This is a genomic window from Paracoccus gahaiensis (assembly GCF_005048225.1).
Taxonomy (GTDB): Bacteria; Pseudomonadota; Alphaproteobacteria; order Rhodobacterales; family Rhodobacteraceae; genus Paracoccus; species Paracoccus gahaiensis.
This window is the reverse complement of sequence record NZ_SUNI01000006.1, coordinates 175,648-188,380: the sequence shown is the minus strand read 5'-3', so window position 1 is coordinate 188,380 and position 12,733 is coordinate 175,648. Positions and strand designations below refer to the sequence as shown.

Annotated in this window: 14 protein-coding genes; 10 read left to right on the top strand and 4 right to left on the bottom strand. The window is 71.6% G+C overall.

The window, feature by feature from the left end:
• Both FA743_RS09605 and FA743_RS09600 read right to left on the bottom strand, forming a co-directional pair.
• A partial coding sequence (locus FA743_RS09605) for an ABC transporter permease (protein WP_136885889.1) occupies positions 1-1,406 on the bottom strand: 1,406 nt, incomplete at its 3' end.
• Positions 1,403-2,110: an ABC transporter ATP-binding protein gene (locus FA743_RS09600; RefSeq protein WP_136885888.1), complete on the bottom strand. Its 708-nt coding sequence runs from the start codon at positions 2,108-2,110 to the stop codon at positions 1,403-1,405. The genes FA743_RS09600 and FA743_RS09605, both read right to left, overlap by 4 nt.
• A gap of 94 nt (positions 2,111-2,204) precedes the next feature.
• Between FA743_RS09600 and FA743_RS09595 the strand changes: the two genes are divergently transcribed.
• The 3 genes from FA743_RS09595 (at position 2,205) to FA743_RS09585 (ending at position 4,968) form a co-directional block, all read left to right on the top strand.
• On the top strand, positions 2,205-2,846 hold the full coding sequence (locus tag FA743_RS09595; protein ID WP_342774381.1) for an arylesterase: 642 nt from the start codon (positions 2,205-2,207) through the stop codon (positions 2,844-2,846).
• A gap of 102 nt (positions 2,847-2,948) precedes the next feature.
• A complete protein-coding gene (locus FA743_RS09590; protein ID WP_136885886.1) occupies positions 2,949-3,389 on the top strand; it encodes a DUF2231 domain-containing protein in 441 nt (146 codons plus the stop codon).
• Positions 3,390-3,405: 16 nt separating this feature from the next.
• Positions 3,406-4,968, top strand: a complete 1,563-nt coding sequence (locus tag FA743_RS09585) for a PQQ-dependent sugar dehydrogenase (RefSeq protein WP_136885885.1) — start codon at positions 3,406-3,408, stop codon at positions 4,966-4,968.
• Positions 4,969-5,119: 151 nt separating this feature from the next.
• On the opposite strand, the gene FA743_RS09580 is transcribed toward FA743_RS09585, so the two are convergent.
• Positions 5,120-5,902 (bottom strand): DUF4394 domain-containing protein, encoded by a 783-nt coding sequence (locus FA743_RS09580; RefSeq protein ID WP_136885884.1) that lies wholly within the window; start codon positions 5,900-5,902, stop codon positions 5,120-5,122.
• A 181-nt stretch (positions 5,903-6,083) separates the two neighbouring features.
• On the opposite strand from FA743_RS09580, the gene FA743_RS09575 reads away from it, so the two are divergent.
• From FA743_RS09575 to FA743_RS09545, 7 genes are all read left to right on the top strand, one after another.
• Positions 6,084-6,638, top strand: a complete 555-nt coding sequence (locus FA743_RS09575) for a sigma-70 family RNA polymerase sigma factor (protein ID WP_246054912.1) — start codon at positions 6,084-6,086, stop codon at positions 6,636-6,638.
• The gene (locus tag FA743_RS09570; RefSeq protein WP_136885882.1) at positions 6,635-7,405 is read left to right on the top strand and encodes an anti-sigma factor; all 771 of its coding nucleotides are present in this window, start codon (positions 6,635-6,637) and stop codon (positions 7,403-7,405) included. The genes FA743_RS09575 and FA743_RS09570 overlap by 4 nt, the downstream gene beginning before the upstream one ends.
• A 181-nt stretch (positions 7,406-7,586) precedes the next feature.
• Complete coding sequence (locus FA743_RS09565; protein WP_136885881.1) at positions 7,587-9,020, top strand: dihydrolipoyl dehydrogenase; 1,434 nt, start codon at positions 7,587-7,589, stop codon at positions 9,018-9,020.
• 9 nt (positions 9,021-9,029) lie between these two features.
• Entirely contained in the window at positions 9,030-9,803 is a 774-nt protein-coding gene (locus FA743_RS09560; protein WP_136885880.1) for a hypothetical protein, read from the top strand.
• Positions 9,804-9,882: 79 nt separating this feature from the next.
• A complete protein-coding gene (locus tag FA743_RS09555; RefSeq protein ID WP_136885879.1) occupies positions 9,883-10,767 on the top strand; it encodes a 2-dehydro-3-deoxygalactonokinase in 885 nt (294 codons plus the stop codon).
• A 25-nt stretch (positions 10,768-10,792) separates the two neighbouring features.
• Positions 10,793-11,398: a 2-dehydro-3-deoxy-6-phosphogalactonate aldolase gene (locus FA743_RS09550; protein WP_136885878.1), complete on the top strand. Its 606-nt coding sequence runs from the start codon at positions 10,793-10,795 to the stop codon at positions 11,396-11,398.
• Positions 11,395-12,240 carry an SMP-30/gluconolactonase/LRE family protein gene (locus FA743_RS09545; RefSeq protein WP_136885877.1) on the top strand — a complete coding sequence of 282 codons (846 nt, stop codon included), beginning with the start codon at positions 11,395-11,397 and terminating at the stop codon, positions 12,238-12,240. The genes FA743_RS09550 and FA743_RS09545 overlap by 4 nt, the downstream gene beginning before the upstream one ends.
• An 83-nt stretch (positions 12,241-12,323) precedes the next feature.
• Here FA743_RS09545 and FA743_RS09540 read toward each other — a convergent pair whose 3' ends face one another.
• Positions 12,324-12,710 (bottom strand): DUF2934 domain-containing protein, encoded by a 387-nt coding sequence (locus tag FA743_RS09540; protein ID WP_211242229.1) that lies wholly within the window; start codon positions 12,708-12,710, stop codon positions 12,324-12,326.
• Between the last annotated feature and the right edge of the window lie 23 nt (positions 12,711-12,733).

Sequence of the window (12,733 nt, the reverse complement as noted above, 5' to 3'; positions counted from 1 at the left end):
GCCGGGCGGCCCTGCAGCGTGCGCGCCCGGCCCGCCCGGCGCGCGGCGCGGCGCACCAGCGCCGCCGCCCCCGCCAGCACGACGAAGGCCGCAGCCACGCCGCCCGCCACGCCCAAAGTCAGCCCCCAGAGGCCCGAGAAGATCGCCGCCGCCCCGACCAGCAGGACCAGCGCGGCGCCGATCAGCGCCAGGAACAGCGGCTGCGGCCAGCCCTGCCCCTCGCCGCCCCCGTCGCGGAAGAGGCTCGCCGCGCGGATCTGCCGCGCCCGGGCCAAAGGCCACAGCGTGAAGACGAAGGCGGTCAGGATGCCATAGAGCGCCGCCTCGGCCAGCGGCCCCGGATAGGGCGCGAAGACCGCCGGCACCGGCAGCCGGGCCGCCAGGACCGGCGCCAGGGCCCAGGGGATCAGCGCGCCCAGGATCAGCCCCGCCGCGACCCCCACCAGCACCACCGCGCCGACCTGCAGGAAATAGACCTGGAAGATCACCCGCCCCGAGGCGCCGAGCGTCTTCAGCACCGCGATCACCTGCGTCTTGCGCGCCAGATGCGCGCGCACGGCGGCCGAGACGCCGACCCCACCCACGGCCAGCCCCGTCAGGCCCACCAGCACCAGGAAGGCGCCGATCCGATCCACGAAGGTGTCGATGCCCGGCGCACCGCGGCGGCTGTCGCGCCAGCGCGCGCCGCTGTCGGGAAAATCCGCGCGCCACTCGGCCCGCAGCGCGTCCAGATCGGCGCCGGGCGGCAGGCTCAGGCGATAGCGGCTGTCGAAGAGCGTGCCCGCGCCCAGCAGTTGGCTGTCCTCCAGCGCGGCGCGCCGGACCAGCGTGCGCGGGCCGAAACCGAAGCTGGCGGCGGCCGCGTCGGGCTCGCTGACCAGCCGGGCGGTCAGCACGAAATCCTGCACGCCAAGCCGGAACACCTCGCCCACCGCCAGCCCCAGCCTGTCGGCCAGAAGCGGCGCCATGACGCCGCCCGGCAGGCCCCCGGGCGTGGGGCCAAGCGCCTGCTCGATGCCTTGCGGTGGGTCCAGGACCAGCGCGCCCTCCAGCGGATAGGCATCATCCACGCCCTTGACCTGGGTCAGCGCACGTTCGGCCCCGTCGCCCTGCCCGACCACGGCCATCGACCGGAAATCGACGATCTCGGAGACGGTCGTGGCGCGGTCCTCCAGCCAGGCGCGCTCGGCGGGATCGGCAAAGCGATAGGTCAGGCTGACCTCGGCATCGCCGCCCAGAAGGGCGGCACCCTGCTGGGTCAGCCCCGCCTGGATCGCCGCCCGGACCGAGCCCACGGCGGCGATCGCCGCCACCCCTAGCGCCAGGCAGGTCAGCAGCACCCAGAAGCCGCGCAAGCCCCCGCGCAGGTCGCGCCGGGCCAGCCGGGCCGCCAGACGCAGGCTCATGTCGCGGCCCCGGAGGCGGGTTCGGGGGCGGGCTCGGCGGCGATGCGGCCGTCATCCAGGCGGATCACCCGGTCGCAGCGTTCGGCCAGCGCCGGATCATGGGTCACCAGGATCAGCGTCGCGCCGTGATCGCGGTGCAGCCCGAACAGGAGGTCCATGATCGCCTGCCCGTTGGCGCCGTCCAGATTGCCCGTGGGCTCGTCCGCCAGCAGGATCGCGGGCCGGGGCGCTGCGGCGCGGGCCAGCGCCACGCGCTGCTGCTCGCCCCCCGACAGCTGACCGGGATAATGATCCAGCCGCCCCCCCAGGCCCACCCGCTCCAACTCGGCCGCCGCGCGGTCGAAGGCATCGGTCCGTCCGGCCAGTTCCAGCGGCGTCGCCACGTTTTCCAGCGCGGTCATCGTCGGGATCAGGTGGAAGGATTGGAAGACCACCCCCATATTGCCAAGACGAAAGCGCGCCAGCGCGTCCTCGTCCAGCGCGGTCAGGTCCTGACCGAGCGCGTGGACCTGGCCGCCGCTGGCGCGTTCCAGACCGCCCATCAGCATGAGGAGCGACGATTTGCCCGACCCCGACGGACCCACCAGCCCCACCGTCTCGCCCCGCCCGACCTCCAGCGAGATGCCGCGCAGGATGTTCACCGGCCCCGCATTGCCCTGCAGCGTCAGGTGCGCGTCGCGCAGGCGGATCACGGGGTCGGCCATCTGGTCAGTCCTCACAGTCCGCGCACGGATTTCGGGGCCACGATACGGGCGCCGCGCGCGGCTTGGCAACCGCCCGGCAGGGGTCCTTGCCGCAATGGTGATGGGACTGCTGGCCCTGGGGGCAGTCCCTGCTGACGCGCAGGCGCTGCGGCTGGCCGCGATGGGCGACAGTCTGACGCAGGGCTATGGCCTGCCGCAGGAGGAGGGCTTCGTGCCGGTGCTGCAGGACTGGCTGCAGGGGCGCGGCCATGAGGTGCAGATCACAAATGCGGGCGTGTCGGGCGACACCACCGCCGGGGGCGCCGCGCGCATCGACTGGACCCTGGCCGAGGATCCCGACGCGATGATCGTGGCGCTTGGCGGCAACGACCTGCTGCGCGGGATCGACCCGGCCTCCAGCCGCGCCAATCTGGACACGATCCTGCAGCGGGCCGGGGCGGCGGGCGTGCCCGTGCTGCTGGCGGGCCTGCCCGCGCCGGGCAATTACGGCCCCGACTTCAAGCGCGACTTCGAGGCGATGTATGTCGATCTGGCCGCCCAGCATGACGCGATCCTGGTCCCCGACTTCCTGGGCCCGATCGGAGAGAAGGCGACCCAAGGCCTGTCCCTGTCCGACCTGATGCAGGAGGACCGCATCCATCCCAACGCGGAAGGCGTGCGCCAGATCGTCGCGGCCATCGGCCCGCAGGTCGAGGAGCTTCTGGCCCGCGCCGGGGACGGCCCCGACCGGCCCTGAGCGCCGGCAGGACAAGGCGGCCCGGACGGAATTCCCGCTCGGTCGGAACATCTGACCGGGCGGGCCGTTTCACGTGCCATAACATTGCAAGAAAGCGACATCATGGCCGTAACCACCTCGACCCACGGCGTGCCCCTCGCGCTTCCCCTTCCGCTGCCGGGATCGACGCTTCTGACGCATTTCTCGGCGGCCTTCTTCGCGCTGACGCTGCTGACCGACATCGCCTATACCCGGACGCTGGTGCTGATGTGGCAGGACTTCTCGTCCTGGCTCTTGTTCTTCGGTCTGGTCACGGGCGGGATCGCGGTCCTGTTCTGGATCGTCGGCGCGCTGACGAAGCGCCCGCGTCCCAGCTGGGGCGTCCTTGGCCTTTACGTGCTGGCGCTGGTCCTGGCCTTCGTCAACAGCCTGATGCATGCGGGCGACGGCTGGACGGCCATCATGCCCTGGGGGATCACCCTGTCCGCCCTGACCTGCCTCGTGATGCTGGGCGCCGCCCTGCTGACCCGCCGCGCGGCCCACCGCCCCCTTATCCGCGCCTGAGAAGGACGACCCCCTCATGACCTCTCTTCATCTTTCGCAGCGCGCGCTGCTGCTGACCGGCGGCGCCGTCCTGATGTTGGCCCTGCCCCCTGCGGGCATGGCGCAGGATGCGCCCGCCGATGCCTTCGACGTGGCCAGCCAGATCGGCCCCGATCCGGTCCTGCCCGATCCGCAATTCGTCAACCTGCTGCCAAGCGTGAACGTGGCCGAGGTCGTGGGCTGGGCCGAGGGCCAGACCCCCACCGTGCCCGAGGGGCTGGCGATCACCGCCTATGCCACCGATCTGGTCAACCCGCGCACGGTCCACACCCTGCCCAATGGCGACGTGCTGGTGGTGCAGTCCCGGGCCCCCGAGGGGAAGCCGAAATACCGCCCCAAGGACTACATCCGCGGCTGGATCATGGCCTTCGCCTCGGGCGGCGGCAGCGGACCGCAGGCGGAAAGCAACCTGATCACCCTTCTGCGCGACACCGATCGCGACGGGGTGGTGGACGAGCGTTACGACCTGCTGACCGGGCTGCACTCGCCCTTCGGCCTGGCCTGGATCGACGACACGCTGTACGTGGCCGCCGCCGATGCGGTCGAGGCCTATCCCTATGCCTTGGGCGACACGGCGATCACCGCCGAGCCCACCACGCTGGCACCGCTGCCCGGCGGGCCCTTGAACCACCACTGGACCAAGGATCTGGCGCTCAGCCCGGACGGCACGATGCTCTACGCCTCGGTCGGCTCGAACTCGAACGCCGCCGAGAACGGGATGGAGGCCGAGAAGGGCCGCGCCGCGATCTGGCAAATCGACCGTGAAACCGGGGCTTCGCGCATCTATGCCTCGGGCCTGCGCAACCCGAACGGGCTGACCTTCAACCCGACCTCGGGCGAATTGTGGGCGGTCATCAACGAGCGTGACGAGCTGGGCCCCGATCTGGTGCCCGACTACATGACCTCGGTGCAGGACGGCGCGTTCTACGGCTGGCCCTACAGCTATTACGGTGACCATGTGGACGAGCGCGTGCGCCCGGCCCGGCCCGATCTGGTCGAGACGGCCCTGTCGCCCGACTATGCGCTGTCCAGCCATGTCGCGGCCCTGGGGCTGGTCTTCACCGATGGCTCGGCCATGCCCGAGGCCTTCGGTGCGGGCGCCTTCGTGGGCCAGCGCGGCAGTTGGAACCGTGATGTCTTCAACGGCTACAAGGTGTCCTACGTACCCTTCACCGACGGCGCGCCCGACGGGATGATGCAGGACGTGGTGACGGACTTCCTGGTCGATGGCGAGGTGCGCGGCCGTCCGGTCGGCGTCGGCCTTGACGGGACCGGCGCCCTGCTGGTGGCCGACGATGCCGGCAACACCGTCTGGCGCGTCGCCGCCGCCGATGGCGCGCTGTCGGACGGACCGATCGACAGCGACCGGATCGAGGCCGCCGCCGCAGAGCCCGCGCCTGCCCCGGAACCCGCGACCGCACCTGCGCCGGAGCCGGCAGCGCCCCCGGCCCCTGAGGCCGAAGGCGCCGCCCCGGCCAATCTGCCCGAGGACAGCACGCCCGCGACCCCGACCGTGCCCGATCCCGCACCGGCGAACTGATCGCAGGGTCTTCGAAAGGCCCGGCCCCCGCCAAGGGGGCCGGGCCTTGTCATGTCCGCAGCACGGCCCACAAAAAAAGGCGCACCCCGAAGGGCGCGCCTGAACTGGTCAAACGGTCCCGGACCACGCGGCCCGGGCCACAGCCCGCAACTTACATCGCGGGCATCACGGTCAGGTCGCGGATCTCTCCGTCGATCCCGGTGATCTCGCCGGCGGCGGTGGCCGCGCCGGTGTCCAGATCGACCGAGTGAAGGGTGTTGTTCGTGATCAGCCAGGCCATGTTCATGCCCTCGGCATCCGTCTGCACGTCGAAGGCCATCGCCTCGCCCGCATCCTCGATGGTCAGCATGCCGATGGTGGCCAGCGTGCCGTCATTCGGCGCCGTCTGCTGCAGCAGCGCGCCCAGGCCCGCGTCGATGTTGTACATCGCGGTCGCCTCGGGGGTGCCGTAGCTGTTGATATAGGCGGCGGCGGCGATCATCGGGACGGCTTCCGAGTTCTCGTCCTCGGGCGTCCAGTTCAGGCTGCCGTCGACGGTGACCTCGCCCGTGTCCACGTTCACGCGGTGGTTCGTGCTGCCGGTCATCAGGCGCAGGCGGTCGGCCATCGGGTTGAAGTCCACGATCACCGGCATGTCGCCGACCTCCAGCGCGGTGTCCATCATGGACAGGTCGGTGGCGGCGCCCGTGGCCGGGTCGATCGTCACGATGCGCATGTCGTCGGCGACGCCGACCAGCGTGTTGTCGGCGGGGCGCAGGTCGATGCCCAGCAGGCGGTCGACACCCTCGACCTCCATCGAGCCCGTGACCTCCAGCGTCTCGGTGTCGAACATGACCAGCGTGCGGTCGTCGGTCAGCACGACGCCGGTGGCGGCGGCGGCAGCGGCGACCGAGAGGGCCAGGGCAGAGGCGGAGACGGCGGCAATGCGAAACATGGGGCGTTCCTTTCCGTTCAGGGTCCAATGGGCGGCGGTCTTGCCGTCCCTATGACCCGATGACGCGGCATCCGCTCAACCGGATGCAGAGATGCGCGAAAATAAGTCGCCGGGGCCGTGGGCGGGGTTTCTTCCGGGGCGGCCTTGGGTCAGGATGGCCGCGAACCGCCGGGGGGACATCGTGAACGATCAGCCAAGACGCCATCTGGAACAGGCCCTGGACGCCTGCGCCGAAGGTCGCCCCGAGGGGATCGACACCATCCTGCAGCACGAGGGGCCGCAATTGCTGGGCGTCGCGCATCGCATCCTGGGCCGCCACGATCTTGCCGAGGAGGCCTTGCAGGACGCGATGGTGCAGATCTGGCGCAAGGCGCCCCAGCAGGACCGGGCGGGCGGATCGGCGCGCGGCTGGATCTATGCGGTGCTGCGCAACCGCTGCCTGACCATCCTGCGCGACGGCAAGCGGCTAGCCAGCCTGTCCCCCGAGGACCTGACCCGCATGCAGGAAGCGCGCCAGGACCTGCAGCCCGACGATGGCTGGAAGCTGCTGGCCGGGACCGGGCGGCTTGGCGAATGCCTGGACACGCTGGACGATCCAAGCCGCCGCGCGATCCTGCTGGCCCATGTCGCGGGCTACAGCCATGGCGAGATCTCGGCCAGGCAAGGCGTGCCGCTTGGCACAGCGAAATCCTGGATCCGGCGCGGGCTGGCCTCGCTGAGGGAGTGCCTGTCATGAACCCGCTTCAGGACGACCTGACCGGCCATGCCGACGACCATGCCCTGGGTCTGCTGACCCCGGCCGAGGCGCAGCTGTTCGAGGCGCTGATGGCCCGCGACACGGCGCTGGCCGCGCAGGTGGCGGGCCTGCGCGACCAGCTGCTGCCGCTGGACCTGTCCGCGACCCCCGTGCCCCTGCCCCAGGGCTTCGCGGACCGCCTGCGCCTGCGGCTGGCCGAGACCCCGCAGGACAGCGCGCAGGACGCGGCCCCCGCATCTGTCCCGCCGGTCCTGTCGGTCGATCCGACGATGCGGCCCGCCCACCCCGCCAAACTGCCCGCCAACCTGCCCTCGGCGCCGCGCCGCTGGCTGGCGGGGCTGGCGGCGGCGCTGGTCCTGGGCATCGCGCTTGGGCTGGGCGGGGCCGGGTTGCAGCCCGCGCCCGCGCCGCAGGTGGTGGCGGTGCTTCTGGACGATCAGGGCCTGCCCCGCGCGGTGATCGAGGATTACGGCGACGAGACCGCGCAGATCCGCTTCGTGTCAGAGGTCGAGGTGCCGCAGGGCTTCTCGATCCAGGCCTGGACCCTGCCCTCGGCCGAGATGGGGCCGCGCTCGCTTGGCGTCCTCGAAGGACCGCAGGCGGCGCGCCTGGCCGGGCCCGACCTGCCCCGCCCCACCGATGCGCAGCTCTACGAGATCACGCTGGAGCCCGAGGGCGGATCGCCCACCGGGCGCCCCACCGGCCCGATCATCGCCAAGGGACTGGCCGCCGCGCAGGGCACCTGAAGGGCTGCGCCGAGCAAAGCACACGCGCGCGTGAAGGCGCGGCAGGGAACGCCCGGAGGGCGGGGCCGGTTGTGGCTGTGAACAATCCCAAAGGCCCTCCGGATGATCCGCGCATTTCCCCGTCCCGTGTCCGCAGGCGGCGTCGCCCGGCAACCCTCCCCCGCTGCCGTGGCGGTGCGCCATGCGTGATCAGCCCGAAGCTGAGCGCCCCGACCTGACCTGCGATGTGGCCATCATCGGTGCCGGCACGGCGGGCATCGCCGCCGAGCGGGCCGCCCGCGACGAGGGCGCCCGCACCCTGCTGATCGACCCCGAGTTCCGCGGCACGCTTTGCGCCAATACCGGCTGCATGCCCTCCAAGCTGCTGATCGTCGCGGCGAAGGCCGCGCATGATGCGCGGCGCGCGCCGGTCTTCGGCGTCCAGCCCGGCGCGCTGCAGGTCGACGGCCCCGCCGTGATGACCCGGTTGCGTGAGGAACGCGACCGCTTCGTGGCCTTCACGCGTGAAAGCTTCGACGACCTGCCCGAGGGCACGGCGATCACTGGACGCGCCCGCTTCACCGGCCCGACAACGCTGGTGCTGGAGGACGGCCGCCGCGTGCAGGCCCGTGCGGTGGTCATCGCCACCGGCTCGACCCCGATCGTCCCGCCCCCCTTCCGCGATCTGGGTCCGCGCGTCCTGACGACCGAGACGATCTTCGAACTGCCCGATCTGCCCGACAGCCTGGCGGTGATCGGCGGCGGGCCGATCGGGCTGGAACTGGCGCAGGCCATGGGCCGGCTTGGCGTGGCGGTCACGCTGTTCGACCGCGAGACGCGGCTTGGCAAGGCCCGCGCGGATGATATCCACGAGGCCCTCTCCCAGGCCGTCGCCCGCGACCTGACCCTGTGCCTGGGCGTCGACACCGAGGCCCGCGCCGATCCCCAGGGCATCCGCATCGACTGGTCCGGCCCCCAGCAGGGCCATGCCGTCTTCAGCCATGTGCTGGTGGCGACGGGCCGCGCGCCCACGCTGGACGGGCTGGATCTGGCGGCGGCGGGGCTGGAACTGGACGATCACGGCACCCCCGTCTTTGACCGCGACACGATGCGCTGCGGGACCAGCGCGGTCTTCATCGCGGGCGATGCCGATGCGGATGCGCCGCTGCTGCACGAGGCCTCGGACGAGGGCGCCTTGGCCGGATGCAATGCCGCGCGTTATCCGCAGGTGCGCCCCGGTCCGCGCAGCATTCCCTTCACCCTGACCTTCACCGACCCGCCGCTGGCGCAGCTGGGCGCGGAACCGGGCGACGATACGCTCACCGGGCGCAGCGATTATTCGGATCAAGGCCGCGCCCGGGCCGAGGCGCGGGCCGAGGGGCTGGTCGTCCTGCATGCCGATCCGCAGGGCCGCCTGACCGGTGCCGAGCTGTGCTGCCCCGGCGCCGAGCATCTGTCCCATCTTCTGGTCTGGGCGGTTCAGTCCGGGGCCACTGCCGCCGACCTGCTGCTGCTGCCCTTCTATCACCCGACACTGGAAGAGGGGCTCAAGGGCGCGCTGAAGGAGATCTGCCGTCAGATCCGTCTGCCGCAGGCAGAGGCGCCCGCCACGACCTGCGCCGTCCGCGATGCGTGAGGGGGGCCGATGACCGAAGAGATCCGCGATCTGGGACAGGGCTTCTGGACCATCCGGGGCGATCTGCGCATCGGCGGCGTGCTGAATGTCGGCACGCAGGCGGGACTGGTGCGGCTGGCTGCGGGCGGCTTCGCGATGCTGGACAGCTATCCCCTGCGCGGCAAGGTCCGCGCGGCGGTAATGGAACTGACCGACGAGGGCCGCGAGGTCCGCGCCGTCCTGAACCTGCACCCGTTCCACACCCTGCATTGCGCCGACATCGCCCGGGATTTCCCGCAGGCCGCGCTCTATGGCTCGCATCGGCACCGGCTGCGCCATCCCGATCTGGACTGGCAGTCCGCGCCGGTCGAAAGCCCCGATGTCGCGCAGATCTTCGCCCCGGATCTGGAGTTCCTGCTGCCGCGCGGCATCGACTATGTCAGCCGCAACCCGCGCGTCCATGCGGGATCGCTGCTGGCCTGGCACCCGGCCAGCCGCACGCTGCATGTGGACGACACGATCAACCTGATGCCGGTGCCGGGGCTGCTGCGCCGGCTGTTTCCCGAACCGCGCGTCTTCCTGCACCCCACCCTGTCGCAGGCGCTGCAGCCCCGCGCGGGCGCGGTGCGCGAGTTCCGCGACTGGCTGCACGGGCTGGCCGCGAAGACCCGCGATCTGCGCTGGCTCTGCGCCGCCCATTCGGGCCTGCGCGAATTCGCGCCGGGGCAGTTCAGCGACGAGCTGCTGGCAGCCTTCCGCCGGGTCGAGGACAAGCTGGCCCGCGCCGAGGCGCAAAGCGGCTGACTGCCCCGCGCCGGGCCGGGGGGTTGCCCTGCCCGCCGCCTTCCCGCACAGATGGGCCCGAGGGACCGGGGGGAACTGCATGACCATCGACTGGATCGCCGCCGATTGGGGCACGACGAACCTGCGGCTCTGGGCCATGTCCGGGCGCAGCATGGTCGAGGCGCGTGCGCTTGATCGCGGCATGGGCGGGCTGGCGCCCGAAGACTTCGCCCCGGTGCTGGCCGAGGCGACCGCCGGCTGGCCCGCCGTCCCAGTCATCGCCTGCGGCATGGTCGGGTCGCGCCAGGGCTGGGTTGAGGCGCCCTACCTGCCCGTTCCCTGCCCCGCCGTGCCGCAGCTGGTCGAGGTGCCCGGCACCCCCGGCGGGCGCCCGGTCCACATCGTCGCGGGCCTCCGGCAGGACAGCCCCGCCGACGTGATGCGCGGCGAGGAGACCCAGATCGCCGGCCTTCTGGCCCTGTCGCCGGAGTTCGACGGCATCGCCTGCCTGCCCGGCACCCATACCAAATGGGTCCGCATCTCGGCCGGAGAGATCTGCAACTTCAAGACCTTCATGACCGGAGAGCTGTTCGCCCTCATCGCGGGCCAGTCGGTGCTGCGCCATTCCCTGGGCGAGGGCGAGGCCGACCCGCAGGCCTTCCTGGGCGCCGTCTCGGATGCGATGGCGCGGCCCGAGCGCGGCTATGGCGGGCTGTTCCAGCTTCGGGCCGAGGCGCTGCTGTCGGGGCTGGCGCCCGGCGTCGCGCGGGCGCGGCTGTCGGGCACGCTGATCGGGTGGGAGCTGGCCGCCGCCCGGCCCTGGTGGCTGGGCTGCGCGGTGACGGTGATCGGCGCGCCGGCCCTGTCCCAGCTTTACGCCGATGCGCTGGCGGCGCAGGGCGTGCCGGTGTCGCGCATGTCGGACCGGGATGCGACCTTGGCGGGGCTGACCGCCGCGCATCGCGCCAGCCTCGGCGTCACCTGACCCTCTGACCGGAAGGATCTGTCCCATGTCCCGACCCCTCATCGCCATCCTGCGCGGCCTGACCCCGCGCGAGGCCCCGGCCATCGCGCAGGCCCTGATCGTCGCCGGCATCACCCGGCTGGAGGTGCCGCTGAACTCTCCCGATCCGCTGGACAGCATCGCGCTGATGGTGCGCGAGTTCGGGGACCGAGCGCGGATCGGCGCGGGCACGGTGCTGAGCCCCGATCAGGTAGCGGCCGTGGCGGATGCGGGCGGGCGCATGGTCCTGTCGCCTAACTGCGATCCGGCGGTCATCCGCGCCACCGTCGCCGCCGGGATGGACAGCTATCCCGGCGTGATGTCCCCGACCGAGGCCTTCGCTGCGCTGGCCGCCGGGGCCGCGGCCCTCAAGCTGTTCCCCGGAGAGCTGATCGGCCCTGCGGGCCTGCGCGCGATGCGGGCGGTGCTGCCGCAGGACACCGCGCTTTGGGCCGTGGGGGGCGTCTCGGCCGCGACGATGGGGGATTGGTACCAGGCCGGGGCGGCGGGGCTGGGGATCGGCTCGGCGCTCTATCGGCCCGGCGATGACGCGGATACGGTATCCGAGCGCGCGCGCGCGCTGGTGGTGGCTTGGGATGAGGTGGCAGCATGATCTTTGACGACACGCAATGCAGGCTGGGCGAAGGCGTGCTGTGGCATTCCGACCGCAACGCGTTGATCTGGTTCGATATCCTGAGCAGGCGGATGTATTGCAAACCCCTGGACGGGGCGCGGCAGCATTGGGATTTCGACGACCATATCTCGGCCGCCGGGATCGTGGATCGCGACCACCTGCTGGTCGCCTCCAGCCGGGGGCTGTCGCTGGTCGGTCTGGCCGACGGGTCGCGCCAGCTGCTGGTGCCGCTGGAGGCCGACAATCCGCTGACCCGGTCGAATGACGGGCGGGCCGATCCGCAGGGCGGCTTCTGGATCGGCACGATGGGGCTGGAGGGTCAGGCGGGCGCCGGCTCGATCTGGCGCTTCTACAAGGGCGAATTGCGGCGCCTGTTCGAGGACATCACCATCACCAACGCGATCTGCTTCACGCCCGAGGGCGATCTGGCGCATTTCGCCGATACCGATCTGGGGATGATCTGGCAGGTGGCGCTGGATGCGCAGGGCTGGCCAAAGGGCGATCCGCAGCCCTTCATCGACCTCAGCGCCGAGGGGCTCAACCCCGATGGCGCGGTGATCGATGCCGAAGGCGGGTTGTGGTCGGCGCAATGGGGCGCAGGCCGGGTGGCGCGCTATGACCGGCAGGGGCGCTTCGACCGCGCCATCGAGCTGCCCGTGCCGCAGACCACCTGCCCCGGCTTCGGCGGCGCCGATCTGACCACGCTCTTCGTGACCACGGCCCGGGATGGTCTGGACGACCCCACGCCCGAGGATGGCTGCACCTTCGCGCTGGCCTCGGAGGCGCGCGGCCAGCGCGAGCATCGGGTGATCCTGGGCTAGCCGTTCGGGACGCCCCGTCACGACAAAAGGCGCGCGATACCAGACGGGATAGCGCGCCATTCCGGTTCGACCGGACCCGGCGATTACGTGGCCGAGGAGTCCTTGGCCGCCGGCTTGCTGCGCGGCTTGCGGGCAGGCTTGGCGCCAAGCGCACTGTCCCCGTTCGCGGCCAGTCCCGAGGTATCCTTGGTTTTTCTCTTGGCCTTGGTCTTGACCGCCGGCGCGGCATCTTCAGCCATCGCATCCGGCCCCGACGCGTCCGGCATCGCCTCATGCATGGTTCCGCTCTGGGAGGCGGCGTCCGACAGGGAGCCGCCCTCCTCGGTGGCGAACAGCTCCGCCTCGGCGCGGGCCCAATGTTCGGCCTCGCGCCCCTCGGGGCAACCCTCGCTTTCCCAGATCTCATGCGCGCGGTTGCGAATGGCCTCGTTCCGGTCCGGGGTGCTGTCGTCCATCATCGTCTTCTCCATCTTCCTTATTTTTTTCTGGGCCG